Annotated in this window: 24 protein-coding genes, 1 pseudogene and 1 riboswitch; of the genes and pseudogenes, 15 read left to right on the forward strand and 10 right to left on the reverse strand. The window is 71.7% G+C overall.

The features are described from left to right. Positions 1 to 27 precede the first annotated feature (27 nt). Positions 28 to 1,206: a macrolide family glycosyltransferase gene (locus tag AB0M08_RS13440; protein WP_364492374.1), complete on the forward strand. Its 1,179-nt coding sequence runs from the start codon at positions 28 to 30 to the stop codon at positions 1,204 to 1,206. Here the strand turns inward: AB0M08_RS13440 and AB0M08_RS13445 are convergent. Together AB0M08_RS13445 and AB0M08_RS13450 are read right to left on the reverse strand one after the other, a co-directional pair. Next, complete coding sequence (locus tag AB0M08_RS13445) at positions 1,193 to 2,326, reverse strand: hypothetical protein (protein ID WP_364492375.1); 1,134 nt, start codon at positions 2,324 to 2,326, stop codon at positions 1,193 to 1,195. The genes AB0M08_RS13440 and AB0M08_RS13445 overlap by 14 nt on opposite strands. Then, entirely contained in the window at positions 2,247 to 3,524 is a 1,278-nt protein-coding gene (locus AB0M08_RS13450; protein ID WP_364492376.1) for an MFS transporter, read from the reverse strand. The genes AB0M08_RS13445 and AB0M08_RS13450 overlap by 80 nt, the downstream gene beginning before the upstream one ends. Positions 3,525 to 3,579: 55 nt before the next feature. On the opposite strand from AB0M08_RS13450, the gene AB0M08_RS13455 reads away from it, so the two are divergent. Beyond that, on the forward strand, positions 3,580 to 4,542 hold the full coding sequence (locus AB0M08_RS13455) for a helix-turn-helix domain-containing protein (RefSeq protein ID WP_364492377.1): 963 nt from the start codon (positions 3,580 to 3,582) through the stop codon (positions 4,540 to 4,542). On the opposite strand, the gene AB0M08_RS13460 is transcribed toward AB0M08_RS13455, so the two are convergent. Further along, positions 4,535 to 5,524 (reverse strand): hypothetical protein, encoded by a 990-nt coding sequence (locus AB0M08_RS13460; protein WP_364492378.1) that lies wholly within the window; start codon positions 5,522 to 5,524, stop codon positions 4,535 to 4,537. The two genes, AB0M08_RS13455 and AB0M08_RS13460, sit on opposite strands and share 8 nt — an antisense overlap. A gap of 147 nt (positions 5,525 to 5,671) precedes the next feature. Between AB0M08_RS13460 and AB0M08_RS13465 the strand changes: the two genes are divergently transcribed. Continuing rightward, positions 5,672 to 6,154 (forward strand): hypothetical protein, encoded by a 483-nt coding sequence (locus AB0M08_RS13465; RefSeq protein ID WP_364492379.1) that lies wholly within the window; start codon positions 5,672 to 5,674, stop codon positions 6,152 to 6,154. On the opposite strand, the gene AB0M08_RS13470 is transcribed toward AB0M08_RS13465, so the two are convergent. Next, on the reverse strand, positions 6,141 to 8,912 hold the full coding sequence (locus AB0M08_RS13470) for a beta-galactosidase (protein ID WP_364492380.1): 2,772 nt from the start codon (positions 8,910 to 8,912) through the stop codon (positions 6,141 to 6,143). The genes AB0M08_RS13465 and AB0M08_RS13470 overlap by 14 nt on opposite strands. 164 nt (positions 8,913 to 9,076) lie before the next feature. Here AB0M08_RS13470 and AB0M08_RS13475 point away from each other — a divergent pair, with 164 nt between their 5' ends. Genes AB0M08_RS13475 through AB0M08_RS13510 form a run of 8 tightly spaced genes read left to right on the forward strand, consistent with a single transcriptional unit; the run spans position 9,077 to position 16,721 of the window. Next, positions 9,077 to 10,522, forward strand: a complete 1,446-nt coding sequence (locus tag AB0M08_RS13475) for an aldehyde dehydrogenase (protein WP_364492381.1) — start codon at positions 9,077 to 9,079, stop codon at positions 10,520 to 10,522. Positions 10,523 to 10,525: 3 nt separating this feature from the next. Beyond that, the gene (locus AB0M08_RS13480; RefSeq protein ID WP_364492382.1) at positions 10,526 to 10,954 is read left to right on the forward strand and encodes an OB-fold domain-containing protein; all 429 of its coding nucleotides are present in this window, start codon (positions 10,526 to 10,528) and stop codon (positions 10,952 to 10,954) included. Beyond that, positions 10,951 to 11,430, forward strand: a complete 480-nt coding sequence (locus AB0M08_RS13485) for an OB-fold domain-containing protein (protein ID WP_364492383.1) — start codon at positions 10,951 to 10,953, stop codon at positions 11,428 to 11,430. Before AB0M08_RS13480 ends, AB0M08_RS13485 begins: the two co-directional genes overlap by 4 nt. Beyond that, complete coding sequence (locus AB0M08_RS13490; protein WP_364492384.1) at positions 11,423 to 12,493, forward strand: lipid-transfer protein; 1,071 nt, start codon at positions 11,423 to 11,425, stop codon at positions 12,491 to 12,493. The genes AB0M08_RS13485 and AB0M08_RS13490 overlap by 8 nt, the downstream gene beginning before the upstream one ends. Beyond that, a complete protein-coding gene (locus tag AB0M08_RS13495; protein WP_364492385.1) occupies positions 12,490 to 13,647 on the forward strand; it encodes a thiolase domain-containing protein in 1,158 nt (385 codons plus the stop codon). The genes AB0M08_RS13490 and AB0M08_RS13495 overlap by 4 nt, the downstream gene beginning before the upstream one ends. Next, the gene (locus AB0M08_RS13500; RefSeq protein ID WP_364492386.1) at positions 13,644 to 14,786 is read left to right on the forward strand and encodes a beta-ketoacyl synthase N-terminal-like domain-containing protein; all 1,143 of its coding nucleotides are present in this window, start codon (positions 13,644 to 13,646) and stop codon (positions 14,784 to 14,786) included. Before AB0M08_RS13495 ends, AB0M08_RS13500 begins: the two co-directional genes overlap by 4 nt. After that, positions 14,786 to 16,339: a fatty-acid--CoA ligase FadD8 gene (gene fadD8 / locus AB0M08_RS13505; protein ID WP_364492387.1), complete on the forward strand. Its 1,554-nt coding sequence runs from the start codon at positions 14,786 to 14,788 to the stop codon at positions 16,337 to 16,339. Before AB0M08_RS13500 ends, fadD8 begins: the two co-directional genes overlap by 1 nt. Positions 16,340 to 16,343: 4 nt before the next feature. Then, entirely contained in the window at positions 16,344 to 16,721 is a 378-nt protein-coding gene (locus AB0M08_RS13510; RefSeq protein WP_364492388.1) for a PPOX class F420-dependent oxidoreductase, read from the forward strand. A 314-nt stretch (positions 16,722 to 17,035) separates the two neighbouring features. Here AB0M08_RS13510 and glyA read toward each other — a convergent pair whose 3' ends face one another. Continuing rightward, a complete protein-coding gene (gene glyA, locus AB0M08_RS13515) occupies positions 17,036 to 18,334 on the reverse strand; it encodes a serine hydroxymethyltransferase (RefSeq protein WP_364492389.1) in 1,299 nt (432 codons plus the stop codon). Positions 18,335 to 18,470: 136 nt separating this feature from the next. After that, positions 18,471 to 18,566: riboswitch (glycine riboswitch) on the reverse strand. Between the two features lie 63 nt (positions 18,567 to 18,629). Next, positions 18,630 to 19,223 carry a TetR/AcrR family transcriptional regulator gene (locus tag AB0M08_RS13520; RefSeq protein WP_364492390.1) on the reverse strand — a complete coding sequence of 198 codons (594 nt, stop codon included), beginning with the start codon at positions 19,221 to 19,223 and terminating at the stop codon, positions 18,630 to 18,632. Between the two features lie 146 nt (positions 19,224 to 19,369). Here AB0M08_RS13520 and AB0M08_RS13525 point away from each other — a divergent pair, with 146 nt between their 5' ends. Together AB0M08_RS13525 and AB0M08_RS13530 are read left to right on the forward strand one after the other, a co-directional pair. Beyond that, positions 19,370 to 20,551 carry an amidohydrolase gene (locus AB0M08_RS13525; protein WP_364492391.1) on the forward strand — a complete coding sequence of 394 codons (1,182 nt, stop codon included), beginning with the start codon at positions 19,370 to 19,372 and terminating at the stop codon, positions 20,549 to 20,551. Next, the gene (locus tag AB0M08_RS13530) at positions 20,548 to 21,819 is read left to right on the forward strand and encodes an L-serine ammonia-lyase (RefSeq protein ID WP_364492392.1); all 1,272 of its coding nucleotides are present in this window, start codon (positions 20,548 to 20,550) and stop codon (positions 21,817 to 21,819) included. Before AB0M08_RS13525 ends, AB0M08_RS13530 begins: the two co-directional genes overlap by 4 nt. A gap of 424 nt (positions 21,820 to 22,243) precedes the next feature. On the opposite strand, the gene AB0M08_RS13535 is transcribed toward AB0M08_RS13530, so the two are convergent. Continuing rightward, positions 22,244 to 22,837 (reverse strand): TetR/AcrR family transcriptional regulator, encoded by a 594-nt coding sequence (locus tag AB0M08_RS13535; protein ID WP_364492393.1) that lies wholly within the window; start codon positions 22,835 to 22,837, stop codon positions 22,244 to 22,246. A gap of 52 nt (positions 22,838 to 22,889) precedes the next feature. Between AB0M08_RS13535 and AB0M08_RS13540 the strand changes: the two genes are divergently transcribed. After that, a complete protein-coding gene (locus AB0M08_RS13540; RefSeq protein ID WP_364492394.1) occupies positions 22,890 to 23,774 on the forward strand; it encodes an SDR family oxidoreductase in 885 nt (294 codons plus the stop codon). 41 nt (positions 23,775 to 23,815) lie between these two features. Then, positions 23,816 to 24,076 (forward strand): annotated as a pseudogene (locus tag AB0M08_RS13545) (FAD-binding protein); the annotation flags it as partial. Between the two features lie 19 nt (positions 24,077 to 24,095). Here AB0M08_RS13545 and AB0M08_RS13550 read toward each other — a convergent pair. The 3 genes from AB0M08_RS13550 to AB0M08_RS13560 all read right to left on the reverse strand — a co-directional run bounded on the left by AB0M08_RS13550 (position 24,096) and on the right by AB0M08_RS13560 (position 25,488). Continuing rightward, positions 24,096 to 24,404: a hypothetical protein gene (locus tag AB0M08_RS13550; RefSeq protein ID WP_364492409.1), complete on the reverse strand. Its 309-nt coding sequence runs from the start codon at positions 24,402 to 24,404 to the stop codon at positions 24,096 to 24,098. 142 nt (positions 24,405 to 24,546) lie between these two features. Continuing rightward, a complete protein-coding gene (locus AB0M08_RS13555) occupies positions 24,547 to 24,846 on the reverse strand; it encodes a hypothetical protein (RefSeq protein ID WP_364492395.1) in 300 nt (99 codons plus the stop codon). 63 nt (positions 24,847 to 24,909) lie between these two features. Further along, on the reverse strand, positions 24,910 to 25,488 hold the full coding sequence (locus AB0M08_RS13560; RefSeq protein WP_364492396.1) for a TetR family transcriptional regulator: 579 nt from the start codon (positions 25,486 to 25,488) through the stop codon (positions 24,910 to 24,912). Positions 25,489 to 25,536: the final 48 nt, after the last annotated feature.

Raw genomic sequence — 25,536 nt, forward strand, 5'->3', positions numbered from 1 at the left:
AACGTCTCGTCTCACTTGGAGGTAGGCATGGCCCACATCGCCATGGTCAGCATCCCGGCCCACGGGCACGTCAACCCGAGCCTGGAGATCATCCGCACCCTGGCCGCCCGCGGCCACCGGGTCACCTATGCCAACGCCGCCTCGTTCGCCGGGGTCGTCGAGGGCACCGGCGCCGAGCTGAGACCGTACGCATCGAAGCTCCCCACCACCGACGACGTCTGGACCGACGACCCGATCGAGCAGCTCACGCTCTTCCTCGACGACGCGATCGCGATGCTGCCCCAGCTGCGGGCGCTCTACACCGACGACCGTCCAGACCTCTTCCTGTACGACATCGCCGGCGCGCCCGCCCGGCTGCTCGGCGAACAGTGGGGCATCCCGGCGGTCCAGCTGTCGTCGACCTTCGTCGCCTGGGACGGCTACGAGCAGGAGACCGCCCCGATGGTCGCGGCGCTGCGGGCCGACCCGCGCGGCGCCGACTACTACGCCCGCTTCGAGAAGTGGCTCGCCGAGAACGGCTCCCCGGTCACCGACAGCATCGCCTTCCAGGGCCGCCCCACCCGCAGCCTGGCCCTGATCCCCCGAGCCCTGCAGCCGCACGCCGACCGGGTGGACCCGGCCGTCTACACCTTCGTCGGCCCGGCCCTCGGCGACCGCGCCCACCAGGGTTCCTGGACCCGGCCCGCCGGGGCCGACCGGGTGCTGCTCGTCTCGCTGGGCTCCGCGTTCACCCGGCAGGCGGAGTTCTACCGCCGCTGCCTGACCGCCTTCGCCGGCCTGCCCGGCTGGCACATCGTCCTGCAGATCGGCAAGCACGTCTCCCCCTGCGACCTCGGCCCGGTCCCCGCGAACGTCGAGGTCCACCCCTGGATCCCACAACTCGCCGTCCTGGAGCGCGCCGACGCGTTCGTGACACACGCCGGGATGGGCGGCAGCAGCGAGGGCCTCTACTGCGGCGTCCCGATGATCGCGGTCCCCCAGGCCGCCGACCAGTTCGCCAACGCCGCCCAGCTGTCCGCACTCGGCGTCGCCCGGGTCGTCGACCCCGCCACGGTCACCACCGCCGCCCTGCGCGACACCCTGCTCTCGCTCACCACCGACCCGGCGGTCGCTCAGCGGTGCGCCGCGCTGAGCGAGCAGACCCGCTCGACCGGCGGCGCCACCCACGCCGCCGACCTCCTCGAAGCGATGGTCACACCCGGGTGACCTCCGGATAGCAGCGGGCCGGGTCGTCGAGGACCGGCTGCGGACGGCCGTACAGCCAGCGGTCGAACATCGCCTCGTTCATCCTGCGGGAGAGCTCGATACCGCGCCGCGGGTCGAGGGTCGCGCCGGAGGAGAGGCCGAGCCACTCGACCAGCAGCCCCACGTCGACGAAGGACTGGTGATCGCCGCCGGTCAGCAGCATCCACCGCTTCCAGCCGGTCAGGTTCGCGTAGTCCGCCGCCAGATCCGGTGCCGTCGCCGGACCGTGCTCGGCCAGGCTGAACACCAGGAACGGCCGGTCGAGCCCGGTCTCCAACGGCACCAGCGGATCGCCGCCGGTGTCCGTGGTGCCGTCCAGGTCGATCCCGGCGTCGATCCGCGGATCGTGCACCATCGCCGCGAACGACGTGGCGCCACCGGCCGAATGCCCCGACACCCCGATCCGCGAGGCGTCGATCAGCGCGGCGCCCCGCCAGGCGGGATGCGGGCCGGTGAGCCGGTCCAGCACGAACGACACGTCCCGCGCCCGACCCTGGTACAGCCGCCCGTAGAACGCCCGCCCCAGCTCGTTGTCCAGTTCACACGTCGTGCACCCGACCACGTGCCCGCCCGGGAACGTGGTCGAGTACGACTCCCCGGTGTGATCGATCGCCGCGACCACGTACCCGTGACTCGCCAGATCCTCGCCGAGCGCGGTGAGCGTCATCCGCGGCATCAGATAGCCCGGCGAGAGCACCACCAGCGGCAGGCTGTGCCGCTTCCCGACCGGCGCCGCGCCCTCGATCGCGCTGCTGCGCACCCGGCTGAGGATCGCCGGATCGTCGACCTCGATGTGCCGTCCCGCGAGCAGCGCCGCCGAGTCCTGCGCCGTCATGTACTCCACCGGCGCCCCGTGCCGGTCATCGGTGGGATACCAGAGCCGCACCATCAGCTCCCGGTACGGCTGCCCCGGCACCCAGGTGTCCGCCCGGGTGGTGTCCTTCATCCACAGATCGGTGACACCGACGGCATGCTGCCCGGTCGGCGCCGGCAGCTCCAGATCATCGGCCGCGACGGCCTTCGCCCCGACCGCCGACAGCGCGAGCACGGCCAGAACGGCGACTCCTATTGATGTACGCATGTCCCCCAGCCTCGACGCCGCAGGGTTCCCGCCCGGTTAACGTGGTCAGTGCCCGGGTCCCCGCGCCGGCGGCCACGAACACGCCGCCGAGCAGGAGCCACCCCGGAAGCCCGAGGCCGATCGCCGTCGAGGTGACGACGACCGGCGCCACCGCCCGGCCGATCGCGATACCGGCCTGGCTGACGCCTTGGTAGCCGCCGGAGTTGACCGGATCTGCCCACTCGAAGGCCAGCTCCCAGCCGCCGGTCTCGGAGACGATCTCGCCGAGGCTGTGCGCCACGACCGCCGCCACCAGCAGCGCGACGGCGAACCCGGCACCGCGGGGATATCCCGCGACTGCGTAGCAGAGGCAGGCCGCCAGCAGGAGGACCGTACCGGAGAAAACCGCTCTTCCTGCCGATGGCACATCGGCGACCAAGCCGGTCGCCCGGACCTGAAGGACCGAGACCAGGGCGGTGTTGAGCAACAGCAGCAGCGCGACGGTCACGTCCGGCGCGGCGGTGTGGCCGGTCACCCACAGTGGCATCCCGACCGTGAGCAGCACGAACTGCATGCTGATCACGGCGTGCAGCGCGGTCGAGGCCAGGTACCGGCGATCCTCCAGCGGTGACCGGGCGCCCCCTGCCGACCGGTCACCGCCACCCCCGAGGAGAGCGGGCAGCGCCCGCAACGGCACCAGAGCGGCCAGCATGAGCACGGCGGCCGCCAGCACCGCCGTCAGATAGGCGGACCGGGTGCCCACGGCCAGGGCCACCGCCGCGAACCCGGAGCCGGCCGCGATGGACACGTTGTCCGCGACCCGCAGCCGGGCCCGTACGCCGACCCGGTCGGGACCGGTGAACGCGCGGGCCAGCAACGCGACGCGCGCGGTCCGCTGCATGCTCTCGGCGCCGACCGCCACGCAGGCGACCAGCACGAACATGCCCGCGCCGCGGGTCAGGCAGTACGCCACGAGCGCCCCGCCCTGCGCCGTCGCCGTGGCCATCAGCACGCGCCGCGGCCCGAACCGGTCACAGAGCCGCCCGGCCGCGAACGACGCCACCACTCCCCCGGCGCCGGCGACGGTGAGCCCCACCCCCACGGTCGGCGGGCTGATACCGGCCACCGTGGTGAAGAACAGCGCGCTGACGCTGAACATCACCCCCTTGGCCGTCGAGGTGGCCACGGTGGCCCAGGTCAGAACTCGTTGCACTGGCACCGGCACAGTTCACCCGCCCCGGCCGGCCGGCACGATTGATGTAGCGTTCTGCTTCATGCCCGTGCGCTACCGGCTCGTCGGCCCCGACCTGGCGAGCGTCCGTTTCGCGGTCTCGCCCCTCAACGAGCTGGTCCTGTCGCTGCGGAGCTGGCGCGACCCCGGCCGTTTCCCGCTCCAACTGCCGTGGATCCGCCGCATGCGTGACGCCCGCGACGATCTCGACACCGAGACGCTCCTGGCCCTCATCGACGAGCGCCGGTGGACCCCCGACTTCCTGACCCCGCAGCCCCGCTCCCCTCTGACCCGCATCGAGGACGAGCTCGCCATGATCGCGGCGACCCCGCCCGAGGTGGTGCACCGGGACCTGCGCCTGCTCTACGGCGACGGCGAACGCATCCCACCGCCGCTGCGTTCGCCCGGCGCGCTCCCCCGGGTGGTCGCCGCCCTGGCCGGTTACTGGGACCGGTGCTTCGCCGCCGGCTGGCCCCGGATGCGCGCCCTGCTGGAGGGCGACGTCATGCACCGCGGCCGCGAGATCGCCCAGCACGGCCTGGCCACGATGTTCGCCGGCCTCTCCGACCGGATCACCATGACCGGCGACACCGTCGAGGTACGCCTGCACTCCGACGTCCACTACACCCGCCCGACCCTGGACGGCCTCACCCTGGTCCCGACCATGTGGACCCCCGCGGTCGCGGCGCCCCTGCACGCCGGCGAGCCCCCGCTGATCATCTACCTGGCCCGGGGCTCCGGCACCCTGTGGGAGCCGGAGCCCCTGCCCGCCCCGGGCGCCCTGGCCGCGCTGCTCGGCGCCCACCGGGCCGGCCTGCTCGCCCGCCTGGACACCCCCACGTCCTCCACCGAACTCGCCACGCGCCTGGGCGTCACCACCACCGCCGTGAACCAGCACCTGCGCGCCCTGCGTGCCGCCGGCCTTCTGGTCAGCGCCCGCCACGGCCGCTCGGTCCTCTACCACCGCTCCGACCTGGGCAACCGCCTGCTGTCCGGCGTCAGCTGACCGCCGATGCGATCGGGTAGCCGGTCGCGGCCACCTCCGTACGGACCGCGGCGAGGCCGGACTCCGGGTTCAGCGCCCGGACCACGTCGTCGGTGAGCGGTCGCAGCGCCGCGACATGCGCCACCGCGTTCCGGTCGATGTCGGTCTCGTAGTAGTCGGTGGCGAAGTCGACGTACCCGTCGACGATGTCGTCGCACAGGATGCCGAGCCGGTCGGTGCCGTCCGGGCTGATGTCGTAGGGGCCGCGGGACGGCGGGAACGTGATGCCGGCGCCGGCGTGCCAGTGGTCGTCGGTGGTCCGCCGCCACAGCACCGCCGTCGCGATCAGGTCGTCGTCGTGGCAGAACGCCGGCTCGGTGACGTGTTCGGCGAACTCCGGCGGCAACCCGTCGAGCAGCCCCGGCCAGAGCTCCATGTCGTCACCGGCGGCATAGGGCGACATCGCGGACTCGTGATCGAACAGCCGGATGAACACGCCCGCCTCGCCGAAGACGATGGTGTACTCGTCGCCGCTGCCGTTGCTCATCAGCGCCGCTTCGTCGTCACCCCAGGCGGTGTAGCTGTAGTACTCGTACCCGGTGCCCTGGATCAACTCCAGGACGGCCAGGGCCCGGCACCGGTCGCGCAGCACCGGAACCGAGGGCAACCGGCCGGCGATGTCGTAGACGTTCACCGGCCGACCGTATCCCCACTCGATGCGACGCTCCGGCTGAGGGGGCGGAGTCCACTCGGCGACGACGGAATAAGGAGAAAGGGTCATCGCCTGGATTCCGGTGATGGCGGCCAGCGCGGTGGGGTCGTTTCCGGCGTATCCGGCGAGCGTGGTCGCCGCGTCGGTGACGTCGAAACCCGCACTGGTGACGCCGAAGGACGCGTTTACCACGTTGATGTCGGCGGAGGCGCGGAGGCCGCCGGTGGCGGACAGCTTGAGCCGCGCGTCCACCGACGCGGGGATCTCGGTGGCGCCACGGCCGTCCGCCACGAGCGCATTCTGCCAGGCGCCCGAGGATGCACAGCGATACATATGGATGGTTGGCACCGCCGATTCGGCCGCTTGCATCGAGGTCACTGGATGGGAAAGCATGGCGGGCAGTTCTGGTGAGTTCACTGACATGGGGGAAGAGAAGACATGAACAAGCGCAGACTCGCCGGCTTGCTCTCCGCGGCGGCGCTGGTCGCCGGGCTCGGGCTGGCCGGGTCGACGACCGGGGCGGCCGCCGAGGTGAAGTCGATCGTGCCGCTCGCCGCACTGCCCACCATCACGCCGGCCGGGAGCTGGACGCTGACGCTCGACTGGTACTGCGACGGGACGGTCGGCACCTCGCTGATCACTTTCGCCGCGGACGGGTCGTGGAGTTCGGTGAACGGCACGGCCGTCCGCTCCGGGCGCTGGATCGGCGGCGGCGGCACGATCACCTGGACGTATTCGGACGTCGCCGACCTGATCTACACGGCGCAGATCAACGGCGGGTTCATGACCGGCGTGCACGGCTACAACTACTCCGGCGGCGCGACCGGCTGCTTCGGCGGCGTGCTGACGGCCGCGGCGACCACCTCGGCCGCCACGTCCGCGAAGAAGGCCGCGACCGAGACGGCCGTTACCCCCGGATAAACGGCACGCCGCCGCGCTGAGTGCCGACGACCGCCAGCTCAGGGGCGCCGACGGTGCTCGGCGCGGTGGCGATCACCGCGATGGCCAGGGTGTTCGGCCCGTTCTGGCGCAGTGGCCCGGCGGGCAGCACGAAGTCGGTCTGCGGGCCGATCTCGGCGCCGTACTGCCCGAGCTGCCACCCGTTGAGGTAGACGACGGCCCGGTACCCGGTCGGCGGCGCACCCGGGAAGCGAAGAACGATCGAGGTGTCCTGCCCGGACGGCAGCTGGAGGCGGAACCCGGTGCGCAACCAGGTGACCCCGGCGGGCACGGTGGTCGCGGCGGGTGACCAGGATCGGTCATCGTGGCCGGGGAGCGTCCAGCCCTCCCGCTCGCCGAGGAGGCCGCCGTTGTTGAGCGGACCGCGCACCGGATCGATCGCCGCGGTGCCCTGGATCCGCCAGGTGATCGGGGTGGTCGCGCCGTCGATCCGGGCGCCGACCAGGCCCCGGGGCTGCCGGAACCGGTTGTCGTCGGCGGTCCAGTCGTCGTTGTGGCCCATGTTCTGCACCAGCACGGAGAGCACGGCCGGTTCCCCGGGCCGCAGCACGCCCGGCGGGACGGCGAACGTGCCGGGCCCCGGCGCCGGGTTGCGCGGCTCCTCGGAGTCGGCCTCCACCCCGCCGGCCGCCGCGCCGAGGTAGCGCCCGTTCAGCCAGACCAGATAGTTCCCACGTTTCCCGGTGATCGCGTTGAGTTCGACGGACGTCTCGGCGCCGGTGGCGGTGAAGTGACCCCGGTACCAGACGCTGCCGGTGTGGAAGCCGTACTCGTCGCTGAACAGCACCGGCTGGGTGAGCGGGACGAACGGGCTGAGACTGGTGGTCTTGTCCGCGACGGTCCAGCCGGAGTCGTCGACGTCGGGCGTCTCCGGGTGCTGCCGCCAGCCGGTCAGCGCGGGCAGGGTGACCGTTTCCGGTCCGGGCAGTCGGCCGAGCAGGGAGCCGCTCGGCGTGGGCCGGGCGGCCAGCGGCGAGCCGTTGACGGTCACCGTCCGCGCGGAGGTGAAGACCTCGATCGGCCCGGCGGCGGACGTGTCGGCGCGCAACGCCCCACCTGACGCCGACCGCAGCAGGGAGGTGCCGCGGACGAGCACCGAGTCCGCGCGCCAGAACGTCGCGGCGGTCGCCGGGGTGCCGAGCATCAGCAGCATAGGCCGCCGTCCCCCGCCGTCGACCAGCACCCGCGCCAGCCCGGTGTGCGTGTAGTCGAGCCGGAGCTCCCCGTCCTCGAACGCCGCGTCCACCCGCCCGTCGAGAACGGTCACCCGGGGCCGGGACGGATAGCCGAGGATGGTGCTCCCCGGCGTGCCGTCATCGCCGTAGAGCACCGCGACGTCGCGACCCCCGATCGCCTCCTGCGTCAGGATCTCCGACGTGGAGGCGACGAGGCGCTGCCCGCCGAGCGCGAAACCGCCGACCAGCACCCGGGCACCATGACCGGGAAGGGTCACCGGCAGCGCGTGTGTTCCCCAGTCGAGGGTGGTCGTCACCGCGGTCGTGCCGGGGTTGCGGACCAGCACGAACGTGGTCCCGTCATCGGGATTGGCCCGTGCGTAGGTCTCCAATCCGGCGGCGAGGGGCGCGGTCACCGGGTCGGTCCTGGTGAGCGAGCCCGCCACCGTACGCAAGAAATAGCCCTGTCTCTTGAATTCGTCGTATTTGGCGGTCAACTGGCGGGCTTCGGTGATCGCGGCGCCGTAGTCGTAGGAGGTGTATACGTCGTTGGGTTGCGCGAGCCAGCCCCAGTTCGTCCCGCCGAATCCCATGTAGTAATTGAAGGCGGTCGCGCCGCTGAGGATCAGATTGCTCTTCGCGAAGTACCGGGTGTAATCCACTCCGGTCAGCTCGCGGCAGGCGTCGTATCCGGTGTCGTTCAGGTCGATCGCGCCCGCCTGATATTCGGCCGCGAAGGCCGGGGCGTCGTCGCGGACCCGCTCGGTGATCCCCGCGCCCCACGGCCCCCACACCGTCCCCGCGTTCGCACAGTCGAACGACTGCGGATAGTCGTCCACCCCGGGGATCTGCACCGCACCCAGCCCCGATGCCCAGGTCGAGCTCCACGACGCCGCGTCACAACAGAGGTTCGTGGTGATCGGCACGTCGATGCCCTGCGCCCGCGCGACGTCCTGCAGGTCCTGCATGTAGGCGGCGTCCGTGTTCACCGCATATTCGTTCTCCACGTTGTAGAGCAGCACCGATCCACCGCGGGTGACCTGATGCCGCGCGATTATCGGATTCAGGTGCCCCAGCCAGTCGCGGTAGGCGGCGGTGTATCCGGGCGCGCTGCTGCGCGCCCTTCCGGGCACGAGTTTGAGCCAGGCAGGAAAGCCGCCTCCGCTCGTCTCCGCATTGATGTACGGTCCGGGCCGCGCGATCACATACAGCCCGACCTGTTCCGCGGTACGCAACAGCCGATCCACGTCGCGCACCCCGGTGAAGTCGTAGACGCCCTCGGCCGGGGAATGGAACGCCCAGTCGAAGTAGACCGATACGGCGTTGAACCCGGCCGCCTTCTCCTTCTCCAGGACGTCGCGCCACAGATCGGGGCTGGGCAGCCGGAAGTAGTGGAACTCCGCCGCCTGCACCAGCACCCGATGTCCGTCAACGGTCAGCGAGTACCTGTCGTAACCGACCCGGTGGACGGTCGCCGCGGCCGCCGGCACCGCCCCTCCGGAGATCACCAGCGCCAGCGCGAGCAGGATGCGGCGAAGCGTCATACCGGACCTCCGGGGCGTCAAGACATCGACAGACCTCCATTTAAACGTATGCGAGAGAACTGATACAGGTTCCCTCGGCTCAACCACCCACCGGCTGCGGCGAAGATGTAATGTGACGAGAACCTGTTCTAGTTCTGGTGGAAGAGGCCTGATGGGGAGCGGCCATGCTGGAGTACAAGGAGCTCTACATCGGCGGCCGGTGGACCGCGCCCGCCACCGACCGGCGGATCCGGGTGGTGTCGCCGCACTCCGAGCAGCCGGTGGGCAGCACGCCCGAGGCGACCGCGGCGGACGTCGACCGGGCGGTCGCGGCGGCCCGGCGGGCCTTCGACGACGGGCCCTGGCCGCGCACCGACCCGGCCGAGCGGATCGCCGCGGTACGCCGTTTCGCCGACGCCTACCTGGACCGGCAGGAGGAGCTGGCCGGGCTGATCAGCACCGAGATGGGCGCGCCGCTCTGGTTCTCGCACGTCGGGCAGGTCGGCGCGACCGCGATGGCGACCGAGGCGTTCCTCCTGGCGGCCGCCACCCACCCGTGGGAGGAGCGGCGCGTCGGCACGTTCGGCAGCCCGGTCCTGGTGCGGCGGGAGCCGGCCGGCGTGGTCGGCGTGATCACCCCGTGGAACGTGCCGCACTTCGTGACGCTCGCCAAGCTGGTCCCGGCGCTGCTGGCCGGCTGCACCGTGGTGCTGAAACCGGCACCCGAGACGCCCGCCTCGGGCCTGGTCCTGGCCGAGATCCTGGACCGGGCCGGGCTGCCCGACGGCGTGGTCAGCGTGCTGCCGGGCGGCCGCGAGGTCGGCGAGCACCTGGTCACCCACCCCGGCGTCGACAAGATCGCCTTCACCGGGTCGACCGCGGCGGGCCGCCGGATCGCCGCGCTCTGCGGCGCCGACCTGCGCCGGGTGACCCTCGAACTGGGCGGCAAGTCCGCCGCGATCGTGCTCGACGACGCCGACCCGGCCGAGGTCGCGCAGGGCCTGCAGATGGCGTCGCTGATGAACAGCGGTCAGGCCTGCATCGCGCAGAGCCGCGTCCTGGCCCCGCGCTCCCGGTACGCCGCGGTGGTCGACGCGCTCGCCGCGATGGTCGACGGCCTCAGCGTCGGCGACCCCCTCGACATGGCCAACTACATCGGCCCGATGGTCGCCCGCCGCCAGCAGGAACGGGTCGGCTCGTACATCGAGCTCGGCGTGCGGGAGGGCGCCCGCCTGGTGACCGGCGGCCCCGGCATGCCCGACGGGCTCACCACCGGCTGGTACGTCCGGCCGACCGTCTTCGCCGACGTCGGCAACGACATGCGGATCGCCCGCGAGGAGATCTTCGGCCCGGTGCTCTGCGTGATCCCCTACGACACCGAGGACGAGGCCGTCCGGATCGCGAACGACTCCGAGTACGGCCTGGCCGGCACGGTCTGGAGCGCCGAGGAGGACCACGGCGTCGACGTGGCCCGCCGGATCCGCACCGGCACCCTCGGCATCAACCAGTATCTGATCGACTTCAACTCCCCGTTCGGCGGGTTCAAGGCCAGCGGCATCGGCCGCGAGTTCGGCCCCGAGGGCCTCGACGGCTACGTCGAGCTCAAGTCCATCGCCCTCCCGCTCGGCTGACCGATGAGCCTGACCGCCCCCTACACGATCGAATTCCCTTTCCGGCGTACGGTCGGACCCACGATCGGCACGTTCCTGGCCGGTCTGCGCGAGGCTCGCCTGTTCGGGGTACGGACCGCGCGGGGCGTGCTCTGCCCGCCGCTGGAGTTCGACCCGGCCGACGGCGCGGCCACCGGCGACCTGGTCGAGCTGGACCCGGTCGGCACGGTCGCCGCCTGGACCTGGGTGCCCGCCCGGCCCGGCGACCCACTGCCGCACGACTTCGCCTGGGCGCTGATCAGAATCGACGGCACGGTGAACTCCTTCTTCCACTGCGTCGACGTCGGCGGCAACCCCGACCGGATGTCCACCGGCCTGCGGGTCCGTGCCCGCTGGCGGCCCGAACGCCACGGCGACCTGCGCGACCTCCGGTGCTTCGAGGAGGCCGCGTGACCCTGCCCGAGCCGGTGGAGACGATGGCGAGCCCGCTGCGGATGGAGTACACCTTCGTGGCCGGAACCGGACGCTCGGTCTTCCTGCGTGGGCTGGCCCGCCGGCAGCTGCTGGCCCGGCGCTGCCCCGGCTGCCGGATGGTCTACGCGCCGGCGCCCGCGTTCTGCTCCGGCTGCCTGCTCCCGACCGGTCCGCCGTTCGCGCTCTCCGGCCGGGGCGAGGTCGCCACCTTCTGCGTGGTCAACTTCCCCTTCCCCGGCCAGGTCCATCAACCGCCGTACGTGGTCGCGCACATCCGCCTCGACGGCGCCGACACCCGGCTGCAGCACCTGGTCCGCGAGATCGCGCCCGAGCTGGTCAGAATCGGTCTGCCGGTGGAGCCGGTCTGGGTCGACGACGCCGAGCTGGACACCTCGACCACCAGCATCCGGTGGTTCCGGCCGATACGTGAACCGATCGGTCCGGCCGATGCGTGAGGTCGCGGTCGTCTCCTTCGCCCAGTCGCCGTGCGTACCGGCCGACCGCGAGCACGACATGGCCGAGATCCTGCTGCCGGTGCTGCGCCGGGCCCTGGACAGCTGCGGGCTGACCCGCGACGAGATCGGCTTCGTAGCCTCCGGCAGCCACGACTTCTACGAGGGCCGCACCTTCTCCTCCATCGAGTCGCTCGACGCGGTGGGCGCCTGGCCACCGATCCGTCAGTCACACGTGGAGATGGACGCCGCGTGGGCGTTCGCCGAGGCCTGGACCTGGCTCCAGACAAGCAAGATCAAGACCTCTGTGGTGTACGCCGTGGGCCGCTCGTCACTGGTGTCCGACCTGGATCAGGTGCTGCCCGCCCAGCTCGACCCGTACCTGCTCGCGCCGTTGCGCCCGCACCGCCACGCCCTCGCCGGGTTGCAGGCCGCCGCGATGGTGGACGCCGGGCTGACCAGCGAGCGGCAGATGGCCGAGGTGGTCTCCCGGTGCCTCGCGACGGCGGCGGCCAACCCGAACGCCCTGCGCGGCGGCGTACGTACCGGAAAGGAAAACGACGCACCGTTTGTGGCCTCCCCTCTGCGTGCCCACGACGTGGCGCCGCCGGGAGACGCCGCCGCGGTGATCGTTCTCGCCGCGGGCGACGCGGCGCGGCGGCCGACCGGACGCCCGGCCTGGGTGCGCGGCCTCGACCACCGGATGGAGACCCATTACCCGGGCGCGCGGGACCTGACCCGATCGATCTCGGTCGGCCTGGCCGCCGCCCGCGCTGCCGAGCAGGCCGGATTCGGCGCTGCCGACGTGGACGTGGCCGAACTGCACACCGAGTACAGCCATCAGGAGCCGCTGCTGGTGGCCGCGCTCGGCCTGGAAAAAACGGTGATCAACCCGTCCGGCGGCCCCCTCGCGGGCCACCCGGCCACCGCGACCGGGCTGATCAGAATCGGTGAGGCCGCCCGGCAGATCATGGACGGCACGGCGGAACGGGCCCTCGCCCACGCCACGAACGGCCCGGCCCTGCAGCACAACCTGATCTGCCTGATGGCCGGTGAGCCCCGATGAGCGAACCCCTCGCCGTGATCGGTATCGGGCAGAGCGTGCAGGCCAAACGCCGCGAGGTGACCATCGGCGCGCTGGTCCGCGAGGCCGTCGACGCCGCGCTCGCCGACGCGGAGCTGGGCTTCGCCGACATCGACGCGGTGGTGCTGAGCAAGACCCCCGACCTCTTCGACGGGGTGATGAATCCCGAGCTGTACCTCGCCGACGCGATGGGCGCGGTCGGCCTGCCGGTCACCCGGGTCTTCACCGGCGGCAGCGTCGGCGGGCACGCGGCGATCTTCGGCGCCCACCTGGTCGCGGCCGGACTGGCCCGGCGGGTGCTGGTGGTCGCCTACTCGAAGGAGTCCGAGGGGAACTTCACCTGGGCGCTGTCGCGCGGGCTGCCGTTCAGCTCGCACCTGGGCGCCGGCGCCGGTGGGCACTTCGCGCCGGTGATCCGGGAGTACATCCGGCGGGCGCGGGCCCCGGAGCACATCGGCTGGAAGGTGGCGGTCAACCACCGGCGCAACGCGGCCCGCAACCCGTACGCGCACCTGCGCGACGCGGACCTGACCGTCGAGCAGGTCCGCGACTCGCGGATGCTCTGGGATCCGATCCGCTACCTGGAGTCCTGCCCCTCCTCGGACGGCTCCTGCGCGATCGTGGTCAGCGGCGCCGCGGCGGCCCGGCGCGCACCACGGCCGCCGGCCTGGATCCACGGGATGGCCTTCCGGACCGAGACCGGGCACGCGGCCGGGCGCGACGAGGTGAACCCGCTCGCCGGACGGGAGTGCGCCGCCGACGCGTACCGGCAGGCCGGGATCACCGATCCGGCGCGCGAGATCGACGTGGCCGAGCTCTACGTCCCGTACAGCTGGTACGAGCCGATGTGGCTGGAGAACACCGGGCTGGCCGCCGAGCACGACGGCTGGCGGCTGGTCGACGCGGACCGTACCGCGTTCGGCGGTGACCTGCCGGTCAACCCGTCCGGCGGGGTCCTCGCCGGGAACCCGACCGGGGCCACCGGGCTGCTCCGGTTCGCCGAGGCGGCGCTGCAGGTCCGCGGCCTGGCCGGGGAGCATCAGGTGCCGGGCGCCCGCCGCGCGGCCGGGCACGCGATGGGCGGGGCGTCGCAGTTCCACGCGTTCTGGGTGGTGGGCAGCGAGGTGCCGGGGTGAGCGCGTACGTGGCCGGGGTCGGGATGACCCCGTTCACCCGCGGCGGCGCCGGCTATCCGGCGATGGTGGCCGCGGCCGTCCGGGACGCGCTCGACGACGCCGGGATCGGCTACGACGCCGTGCAGCGGGCCGCGGTCGGCTACGTGCTGCAGCCGTCGGCGGCCGGGCAGCGGGCCCTCTACGACGTCGGGCTCACCGGGATCCCGGTCGTCAACGTCACCAACAACTGCGCCTCCGGGTCGACCGCGCTGATGGTGGCCCGCGACTGGGTGCTCGGCGGGGTGGCCGACGTGGTGCTCGCCGTCGGCTTCGAGCAGATGACCCGGGAGGACCTCGCCGGGCGGCCGTCCGGGGTGTCCACCATCGACGCGCACCTGGCCGCGCTGCCCGCTTCTCCCTCCCTTCCTCTGACCGTGTGGTTCTTCGCGCAGGCGGCCGAGGAGCACATGCGCCGGTACGGCACCACCCCCGCCGACCTGGCCCGGGTCGCGGTGAAGAACCACGGGCACGCCGTACACAACCCGCGCGCCCGGTACCGGCGGGGGTTCCGCCTCGACGAGGTCCTCGCCGACACGGTCGTGGCCGGGCCGCTCACCCGTACCCAATGCTCACCGATCTGCGACGGCGCGGCCGCGGCCGTCGTGGTCAGTGACCGGCGCGCCCGGGCCGTGGAGATCGCCGCCCAGCGGATGGTGACCGATACCGCCGACGCGTTCGACGGCGGCTCGGCGATCGCCGTGGTCGGCGCGCCGATGACCCGCCGGGCCACGGCCGGGGTGCTGGCCGACGCCGGGGTGGGGATCGGCGACGTCGACGTGATCGAGCTGCACGACTGCTTCTCCATCAACGAGCTGCTCAGCTACGAGGCGATGGGGCTCTGCGCCGAGGGTTCCGGCGCCGAACTGGTGCGCAGCGGGGCGACCACCTACGGCGGGCGGTGGGTGGTGAACCCGTCCGGCGGGCTGATCGCGAAAGGACATCCGCTCGGCGCGACCGGTCTGGCCCAGTGCGCCGAGCTGGTCTGGCAGCTGCGCGGCGAGGCCGGCGAGCGTCAGGTGCCCGGCGCACGGCTCGGCCTCGCGCACAACCTGGGGCTCGGCGGCGCCTGCGTCGTCACCCTCTTCCGGAAAGGACCCTGATGAACGACCAGCCGAACCATCTGGGCCACCTCGTCGCCGCGGCGCTGCGGCGGCACCGCGACACGCCGGTGCTGGAGCTCGGCGGCACCAGCCTGACCGGCGGGGAGACCGCCGCGGCGGTCAGCCGGTACGCGCAGGCCCTCCAGGAGCTGGGTGCGGGCACCGACGCCGGTGCGGCACTGCTCGCCGGGAACCGCCCCGAGGTGCTGCTGATCATCGCGGCGAGTCAGATGCTCGGCTCCCGGCGCACCGCGCTGCACCCGCTCGGCTCGCTCGACGACCACGCGTACGCGATCGGCGACGCCGGCATCACCACGCTCGTCGTCGACCCGCAGCCCGCCTTCGCCGACCGCGCCCGGGAGCTGCTCACCAAGGTCCCCGGGCTCCGCCGGGTGCTCACCATCGGCCCGGTCCCGGCGTCCCTGGCGGGAACGGGCGCGGTCGACCTGATCGCCGCCGCTGATCAGTATCAGCCGAAACCGCTGCGGCCGGCCACGCTGGACCCCGAGCACGTCGTGGCGATCACCTACACCGGCGGGACCACCGGCGAGCCCAAGGGCGTGCTCGGCACCGCCCGGTCCATGCTGACGATGGCCCAGATCATGCTCGCCGAGTGGGAGTGGCCGGACGCGCCCCGGTTCCTGGTCTGCACGCCGCTGTCGCACGCCGGCGCCGCGTTCTTCGTACCGACGCTGCTCAAGGGCGGGTCGCTGGTGGTGCTGCCGCGCTTCGACCCGGCCGTCGTGCTGCGCGTCGTCGAGCAGGAACGGATCACCGCGACCATGCTGGTGCCGACCATGCTGTACGCGCTGCTCGACCACCCCGACTCGCGCACCCGCGACCTGTCCAGCCTGCAGACCGTCTACTACGGCGCGGCCGCGATCAACCCGGTCCGGCTACGCGAGGCGATCGACCGGTTCGGCCCGGTCTTCGCGCAGTTCTACGGGCAGACCGAGGCGCCGATGGCGATCAGCTACCTGCCGCGCGGCGACCACGACGAGGCCCGCCTGACCTCGTGCGGGCGGCCGTCGGCGTTCCTGCGCACCGCGTTGCTCGACGAGCACGGCGCCCCGGTGCCGCCCGGCGAGCCCGGGGAGATCTGTGTGGCCGGGCCGCTGCTCGCCGCCGGTTACCGGAACAAGCCGGAGGCGACCGCGGCGGCGTTCGGCGAGGGTTGGCTGCGCACCGGGGATGTCGCGCGCGAGGACCCGGACGGCTACTGGCACATCGTCGACCGGGTCAAGGACATGATCGTCACGGGTGGCTTCAACGTGTTCCCGCGCGAGGTCGAGGACGTGATCGCGGCCCATCCGGCGGTGGCCCAGGTCGGGGTGATCGGCGTACCGGACCCGACCTGGGGCGAGGCGGTCACCGCGGTCGTGGTGCCCCGCCCCGGCGCGTCCACCGACGGCCTGGCCGACGAGCTCCGCTCACTCGTCCGTGATCGGAAGGGCCCGGTGCACGTACCCAAGAAGATCGTCCTGACCGACCATCTGCCGCTGACCGCGCTCGGCAAGCCGGACAAGAAGGCCCTGCGTGCCCATCTAGGCTGAGCGCATGCCCACATTGAAAGAGATCAGTTCTTCTCGGTACGCCTCCCTGACCACGTTCCGCAAGGACGGCACGCCCGTCGCGTCCCCGCTCTGGGTGCTCCCCGACGGCGCGGGCGTCGCGTTCTGGACCATCACGGACTCGTGGAAGGTCAAGCGGGCCCGCAACAATCCCCGGGTCATCGTGACCGCCTGCGACATCCGCGGCCGCCTCACCGGCGCCCCGGTCGAGGGCACCGCCCGCATCGGCGACGACACCGACCGCGCCCGCATCGCCAGGGCCCTCGGCCGCAAGTACTGGATCACCGGCCGCATCGGCCTGATCCGCAACGCCCTGAGCCGCCGACCGGGCCGCATCACGGTCATCCTGGTCGACCCGGCCTGACACCACCACCGTGGAGGAAGCAGCCTTCTGGCGGATGGTCGAGGATTCCCGCGCGGAGATCGGCGCCGACACCGAACGTGTAGCTCAGGCTCTGCTTCGACGTCTTCGTACCTTACGGCCGAATGACATCGAACGGTTCACGGAGCCACGCCCACCGACTCGCCCTGGCCATCGCGCTGTTCGGCCCACCGTTCACCCGTTCTCGCCCGCCGTGATCGAGCCGGAGTTCGCACCGAATCCGGCAGATGATCAAGAGCTTTCTCCCGTACGCCGCCAGCGGCCCGCCCGGAGCACGTCCGGGCGGACCGCGTCGGTCAGAGTCGCGGGTAGAGGGGGTGTGCGGCGGCCAGGGCCGCGACCCGGTCGCGCAGCGTGCCCGCCGCCGCCTCGTCGAAGCCGGGCCGCAGCGCCGCCGCGATCACGTCGGCGACCTCGGTGAACGCCGCCGGGCCGAAGCCGCGCGTGGCCAGCGCCGGGGTGCCGATCCGCAGGCCGGAGGTGACCATCGGCGGGCGCGGGTCGAACGGCACGGCGTTGCGGTTCACCGTGATCCCGATGTGGTGCAGCCGGTCCTCGGCCTGCCTGCCGTCCAGCTCGGAGCGGCGCAGGTCGGCCAGGACGAGGTGGACGTCGGTGCCGCCGGTCAGCACGTCGATCCCGGCCGCCGTCGCGTCGGGGGCGGTGAGCCGCTCGGCGAGGATCCGCGCCCCGGCCAGGGTGCGGCGCTGCCGGTCGGCGAAGTCCGCGGTGGCCGCGATCCGGAAGGCCACCGCCTTCGCCGCGATCACGTGTTCCAGCGGACCGCCCTGCTGACCGGGGAAGACCGCACTGTCGATCTTCTTGGCCAGGTCGGTGCGCCGGGACAGGACGACCCCGCCGCGCGGGCCGCCGAGGGTCTTGTGGGTGGTGGTGGTGACCACGTCGGCGTACGGCACCGGGTTGGGGTGCAGACCGGCCGCGACCAGCCCGGCGAAGTGCGCCATGTCGACCAGCAGGAGCGCGCCGACCTCGTCGGCGATCTCCCGGAAGGCCGGAAAATCGAGCTTCCGAGGGTACGCCGACCAGCCCGCGATGATCATTTTCGGCCGGTGCTCGTGAGCCATGCTCCGGACCTCCGCCATGTCGACGCGGCCGGTCTCCGGCGACACCCGGTAGGCCACCGGCCGGTACAGCTTCCCCGAGAAGTTGACCCGCATGCCGTGGGTGAGGTGCCCGCCGTGGGCCAGGTCCAGGCCGAGGATGGTGTCGCCGGGGCTGAGCAGGGCGGCCATCGCGGCCGCGTTCGCGCTCGCCCCCGAGTGCGGCTGCACGTTCGCGTACGCCGCGCCGAAGAGCGCCGAGACCCGCTCGATCGCCAGCCGCTCGACGACGTCCACGTGCTCGCAACCGCCGTAGTAGCGGCGGCCCGGATAGCCTTCGGCGTACTTGTTGGTCAGCACGGAGCCCTGTGCCTCCAGGACGGCCGCCGGGGCGAAGTTCTCGCTGGCGATCATCTCCAGGGTGTCGCGCTGCCGGCCCAGCTCGGCGGCGATCGCGGCGTGGATCTCGGGGTCGTCGACGGCGAGCGCGCCACCGGCCGGGCGCTCGTGGTCATGGGGGAAACGGGTGCTCAACGCGGAAGGCTCCTCGGTCGTGGTCGGGGCCTCCCTCGCTCTGTCATGGGGCCTGAGAGGTTCACCGCCGCGGCGGCTTGCACCTTGGGCGCGGCACGCCCGGGGCATCCTGGGCGTACCGACTTTCCAGAGTCGCCAGACCGTTGCGGTACGGGTGCCTGAGAGATTCTGAGGGAGAAGTTGCTCCTTCGGCGCCTCGCTCGGGTGGCGAGGGCTCTCCCGCTACGGGGTTGCGGCGAATGTCTTGAGTTGTGGTCAGGAAAGCTAGCCGGACCGGGCCCGCCGGTCAAGATCGTCAGCGCAGCCGGGGGGTGTGCCCGGCCAGGGCCAGCTCGACCAGCTGCTGCACCGTGGACCGCAGCACGGGAGCGCGGCGGTACCCGGAGCGGTAGGTCAGCAGGCCGTTCCACAGATCCAGGAGAAGGTCGACGTCGATGTCGGCGGGCAGGTCACCGCGGGCGATGCCGCGTTGCACCACGGTACGGGCCAGCGCCCGGCGCGGCTCGATGATCCGGGCCAGGATGGTGCGCTCGGTCTCGGGGTCGTCGTCGATGGACCCGAGCAGCAGCCGCAGTTGCCCGCCGTCGGCCCCGGCGGTGTAGCCGGCGATGGTGTCGATCAGCTCCAGCAGTTCGGCCCGGGTGTCGCCCTGGTCCGGCACGGTGTGCACGGTGCTGCGCCGGGCGAGGAGATCGGCGATCAGGACGATCCGGTTCGGCCACCAGCGGTAGACGGACTTCTTGGCCATCCCCGCCCGGGCCGCGATCTCCTCCATCGTCGTGGCGGCGTACCCCGAGGCGTCGAGGATCTCACCGGCCGCGGTGAGGATGCGCTCACGTGCCTCCTCGGGCGAGAGGCGCGGACGGCGGACGCCGGTCTGTTCGGTCACCACCCCATCCTTTCAGGTGTGGCGCCGACCACCGGTCCCGGCCGAACCTCAAGGAAACTATCCGTTTCCTTCAGCGCTGAAGAGTCTTTTCAAATCGTCTTCCTGACGCTAGCCTCGGAAACGCCTCGTTTCCTTAGGAGTTCTGGATGACCCTCGCCTGGACCGTTGCCGACCGGTGGCGCGACCGTCTGGTGGCGCTGAGCCACAGCCTGCACGCCGAACCGGAGACCGCGTTCGAGGAGTTCGCGTCCTCGGCCAAGCTCGCCGCCCTGATGCGCGACGCCGGCTTCGCCGTCGAGCACGGGGTCGGCGACCTGCCGACCGCGCTGACCGCCACCTACGGCGCCGGCGACCTGACCGTCGGCGTCTGCGCCGAGTACGACGCGCTGCCCGAGATCGGCCACGCCTGCGGCCACAACGTCATCTGCGCGGCCGGCGCCGGTGCCGCGATCGCCCTCGCCGCGGTCGCCGACGAGCTGGGCATCCGGGTCAAGCTGATCGGCACCCCCGCCGAGGAGACCGGCGCCGGCAAGGTGCTGATGCTCGACCACGGCGCCTTCGACGACGTCACCGTCGCGATGATGGTGCACCCCGCCCCCGGCGTCGACGTCGTCGACGTCAAGGTCAGCTCGCAGACGTCCAGCCGCTTCGAGGCGACCTTCCACGGCCGGGCCGCGCACGCCGCGGCCGCGCCCCACACCGGCGTCAACGCCGCCGACGCGGCGGTCGTCGCCCAGGTCGCGATCGGCCAGCTGCGCCAGCAGATCCCCGGCGAGTTCCGGATCGCCGGCATCGTCACCGAGGGCGGCCGGCGGTCCAACATCATCCCCGAGCGCGCCCGCCTGGAGTACGAGTTCCGCACCCTCACCGCCGAGCAGATGCCCGACCTCAAACGGCGGGTCCACAACTGCTTCCACGGCGCCGCCCTGGCCACCGGCACCACCCTCGAACTCCGCCAGTCCCACCCCGACTACCTCGACCTACGCCAGGACGCCTTCCTCACCGAGGCGTACGGCCGGGCGCTGACCGCGCTGGGCCGGACCGTCCACGCCATGCCGCCCGGCATCGTCGGCGGCTCCACCGACATGGGCAACATCAGTCAGGTCATCCCCAGCATCCACCCCGGCCTGGGCATCGCCGGCGCCACCACGATGCCGCACACCCGCGAGTTCGCCGCCGTCACCGACTCCCCCGCCGCCGACGACGCGATCCTGTTCGGCGCCAAGGCGATGGCCGCCGCCGCGATCGCCCTCGCCACCGACCCCGTCCAGCGGGCCGCGTACCTGGACCGGCAGGCCCGGCGCGGCACGCTGTCGGAGCGCTCGTGACCGTCTCGGTCCTCGACCTGTTCTCGATCGGCATCGGCCCGTCCAGCTCGCACACGGTCGGGCCGATGCGCGCCGCCCGCAGGTTCATGCGGGAGCTGACCGAGCCGCCGACGGCGATCCGGGTCGACCTGTTCGGGTCGCTGGGCGCCACCGGTCACGGGCACGGCACACCCCGGGCGGTGCTGCTCGGCCTGGCCGGCGAGGACCCGGAGACGGTCGACACCGGCCTCGAGGTCTCCACCGGCGACTTCGGGTTCCCGGTGGAGATCATGCTGCACCGGCGGCGGTCGCTGCCCGGCCACTCCAACGCGATGACCATCACCGCGGCGGGCACCGAGACCCTGCGGCGGACCTATTTCTCCGTCGGTGGCGGCTTCATCGTGGAGGAGGGGGCCGTGGATGCCCGGGTTACCACGTACCCGATAGAAAGCGGTCAGGAACTGCTGGCAGCCACCCGGACCACCGGCCTGTCGATCTCGGCCCTGATGCTCGCCCACGAGGCGGCGTCGCGGCCGGAGGCCGAGGTCCGCACCGGCCTGCTGCGGATCTGGCAGGTCATGCGCGAATGCGTCGACGCCGGCCTGACCACCGAGGGCCTGCTCCCCGGCGGCCTCAACGTCCGCCGCCGCGCCACCGTCACCGCCCGCCAGCTCCGCGCCGCCGGCGACCCCGCCGCGCACGCGATGGAATGGCTGACCGTTTTCGCCATGGCCGTCAACGAGCAGAACGCGGCCGGCGGGCGGGTGGTGACCGCACCCACCAACGGCGCCGCCGGCATCATCCCGGCCGTGCTGCATTACTACACCCGCTTCGTCCCCGGCGCCTCCCCCGAGGGCGTGGTCCAGTTCCTGCTCGCCGCCGGCGCGATCGGGCTGCTCTTCAAACGCAACGCCAGCATCTCCGGCGCCGAGGTCGGCTGCCAGGGCGAGGTCGGCTCGGCCTGCGCGATGGCCGCCGCCGGACTCGCCGAGGTGCTCGGCGGCACCCCCGAGCAGGTGGAGAACGCCGCCGAGATCGGCATGGAGCACAACCTGGGCCTGACCTGCGACCCGATCGGCGGCCTGGTCCAGATCCCGTGCATCGAACGGAACGGGATGGCCGCGGTCAAGGCCGTCACCGCCGCCCGGATGGCGCTGCGCGGCGACGGCCGCCACCACGTCTCCCTCGACAAAGTCATCAAAACCATGAAGGAGACCGGCGCCGACATGAAGTCCAAGTACAAGGAGACGGCACGCGGAGGACTCGCCGTCAACATCGTCGACTGCTGACCGTTCTCCCCTCGCCGCCGCGTACGTCGGTAGTGAGACCCTGGCACGTTGGGGTCGATTTGCGGGCGAAAGTAGCCGGGATCTCGAAGCCCCAACTCAGCTTCCTCCAAGGGGTTCGCGGCACCGCCCTGGATACCGTGTTCACCACCCAGCCAGCCCACCGCTCGCATAGGCAGCGGGAGTACGCGTACGGCGTCAGATCGAGATACTCCACCCACCATGTTCTCCACCTCGGGTGACGCCATGCCGCGGATCCCTCGCACGCCGACACCGCCGCCTAGGGCGTTCAGAACGAGACCAGGGGCGACGGCAAGCCTGCAACCATCCTCCTCATGCCGCAGCCGCGCACGATCAGCGGCAGATCCGTGTGTCGCGGTAGCCAGGTGTTTCCCTATGGCGCGCAGGCCGGCGTCGATGGCGCGCTTCAGCGTGGTGAGTCGAGTAGGGGGCGGGTGATGTGCAGCAAGTGTCGTCGGACATGCTCGGCTGGACTGCCGTCGTGGCCGGCCATGCCCCACGTGATCAGGGCGCCGTTGTAGGTAGCGTGGATCATCTCCGCTGTTGTCTGCTCGACGCGCTCGGGATTCAGTTCGCCGGCCTCTATCGCGGCTTGGAGCACCGCGCTGATCACCGTCTCGACCGCAGCGGCGTACCTTCGGGTGATCTGCTGGAACTCCGGAGCCGACAGGTCCGTTAGCAGGAACGCGAGATGGTTTGCGAACTCGGTCGCGTTCCGGACGGTGCCCGCCATCGCCACCAGGATGTCGATCAGCGCCGCTACCGGGCGCTCGGCGGACCGTGCGGCGGCGAGGCGAGCCGGGACGGCCTCGACGGCATCGCGGGCAACGGCCAGCAGCAATCCATCCTTGGAGCCGAAGCGGCGCAGCAGGGCGGCAGCCGTCAGCCCGACGCGATCACCGATCTGCGCGAGGGTCACGTTCGCCGGCCCCGCCTGACCGACGGCATGGGCAGCCGCGGCAAGGATGGCGGCATCCGAGACTGTCCGCGGTCGAGCCATGGCTGCAGCCTAGCGGGTCGCCAAGATTAGTAAACCGTGATTCACTAATCCGATGCAGACATCACCGATCAAGCCGTTGTCGCACACGATCGCGCTGGTAGCCGGTGCTACCCGGGGAGCCGGGCGAGGCATCGCAGTGGAGCTCGGCGCCGCAGGCGCGCGGGTCTATGTCACCGGTCGCAGTTCCCGGAACGGGCGGTCGGACATGAACCGTCCCGAGACGATCGAGGAAACCGCCGACCTGGTCACCGCGGCCGGTGGCCAGGGCATAGCTGTGCGCTGCGACCACAGCGACGTACGGCAGGTGGTGGCACTCATCCGGCAGGTCGAGGACGAACAAGGACGGCTCGACGTCCTGGTCAACGACATCTGGGGTGGCGATCCACTCACCGAGTGGGGCACGCCGTTCTGGCGCCTGGACCCGGCCGCGTTCCGCGCCATGTGGGAACGCGCGGTACTGACCCATCTCATCACCAGCCAGCACGCCGTCCCGCTAATGATGCGGCACCGCGTCGGCCTGATCATCGAGGTGACGGACGGGCTCGGGCACGAGTACCGCGGCAATCTCGCCTACGACCTCACCAAGACCGCCGTCAACCGCCTCGCCCTGGCGCAGGCGGAGGAATTGCGCGAACACGGGATCACCGCGCTGGCCGTCACGCCGGGCTTCCTGCGTTCCGAGGCGATGCTCGACCACTTCGGAGTCACCGAGGACAACTGGCGTGACGCGGGCACCCGTGACCCCCACTTCCTGGCGTCCGAGACACCCCACTACATTGGGCGCGCGATCAGCGCGCTCGCCGCTGATCCGCAGGTCACCGAACGAGCCGGCCAAGTCCTCACCTCCTGGGACCTCGCCGAGCACTACGGCCTGCATGACATCGACGGACGCCAACCGAACTGGGCCCGGCACCTCGCTAGCACAGTCCCCGCGTAGCCGTGGTTCTCGCACGCTTCGCACACATTCGACCGGCAGCGGTGCTCTCCTACGCCACGACGGCTGACGTCGCCGCCGCCCTCGCCACAGCGCGGCGTCGGCACCTACCCGTCGCGATACGCGGTGGCGGCCATTGCTTCGCCGGGCGATCCACCACCACCGGCGTTGTGATCGATACGAGCCCAATGGCCGAGGTGCATCTCGACGGCAGCCGCGCCGTCATCGGCGCCGGCACACGCCTCGCCGAGGTCTACGACCGGCTCGGCGCCCACGGCCGGACCATCCCGGCCGGGTGCGGACCCACAGTGGGAATCACCGGGCTCACGCTCGGCGGCGGGCTCGGCATCCTCGGCCGCCGTCACCGACCGCCTGCAGCCGCTGGGCAGGGCCACCGGCGTACTGCGCGGTCACGAACGCGAGGACGTCCGCCGCGACGACCCGGCCCGGGGCCTTACCGACTACGGTGAAGAACACTTTCAGGTCGTACGCGACCGCGACCACCGTGTTCGGCCGGGACCGCACCGCCAGGAACTCCAGATACGCATCCAGCAGCGCCACCCCGAACCGCACGACCAGACCACCGGCCGCGTCCCGGGACCGCACCAACCGCAAACCACTCCACGCCGACATCCAGGCACCCCTCAATACCCCGATCCACCAGGACAAACATGCCGTGGATCACCAAGGATTACCTGCATATCAAGCATGTCCGGACTTCAGCGAGAGGCCGACCAGAGAGACCCAGCGATGTAGAGGAACCTCCAGGGCCGGCCTACCCCGGCAGCGCCGCAGGGCCGGATCGCGGTCGGATGAGGGCGTCTTCAGCGTCGCTGGGTGGGTTTCGTGTGGCGACGATGGCCGCGAGGCCGATGAGGTAACGGTCGGAGATGAAGGCCTTGGTGATGTGGCGGAGCTTGTAGCCGGTCGGACGCTTGCGCCAGGTGGCGTTCGGGCGGACCTCGTGCAGCCATAGCCACCGCTCGGTGATCTCGTCGAGGACGCCTATCCATGCCATCGACGTGTCGAAGCGTCTTTCCTGCTCGATGGCGAGCAGTGGCGAGATCGCGCTCATGCCCCTGATCAGGCCGGCGGTCGTGTCCAGGCAGCACAACGATGCCCACGCCTCCCCCGATATTCAATCGCCGGCCGTGGCCACTCCCTGGCCGGTGCGTTGGAGGCAGTCGGTGAGGCGGCGCAGGTAGTCGGGGAAAGACTCGTCGGGGCGCCACGACGCGTAAGCGGCGCCGGTCGCGGCGAAAGCCAGGTTCAGCTGGAGCAGGGCGGGCATGGGGTCGGCGGCGTCGGCGCGGGAATGGACCCACGCGGTCAGGTCGGCGCGGAACTGGTCGCCGAACTCCTTCGTGGACTGGGCCAGGGCCGGGGACTCGGCCTTCAGGCGGCGCTGGAGGGGCATACGGTCGGCCAGGCGTTCGTTGAGGCCGAGCATGATGGCGGTCAGGGACTGCCAGAGGGGCTCGGTCGCCGGACAGTCGGCCATCATCGCGCGCAGGATCTCGCGCTCCTCCGGGTCCTGGTCGAAGACGACCGCCTCCTTGCTGGCGAAGTAGTTGAAGAACGTGGCGCGGGAGACCTGGGCGGCGGCGGCGATCTGCTCGACGTTGACGGTCTCGAAGCCGCGCGCGGCGAACAGTTCCAGAGCCGCCGACCGGATCGCGCGCCAGGTCGCCAGCTTCTTGCGTTCGCGCAGGTTCATGTCCCGATCTTACCGTCACTCGACGCCGTCCATGATTAGACGCCGTCT

This window comes from Actinoplanes sp. NPDC051851 (assembly GCF_040681165.1).
GTDB lineage: Bacteria > Actinomycetota > Actinomycetes > Mycobacteriales > Micromonosporaceae > Actinoplanes.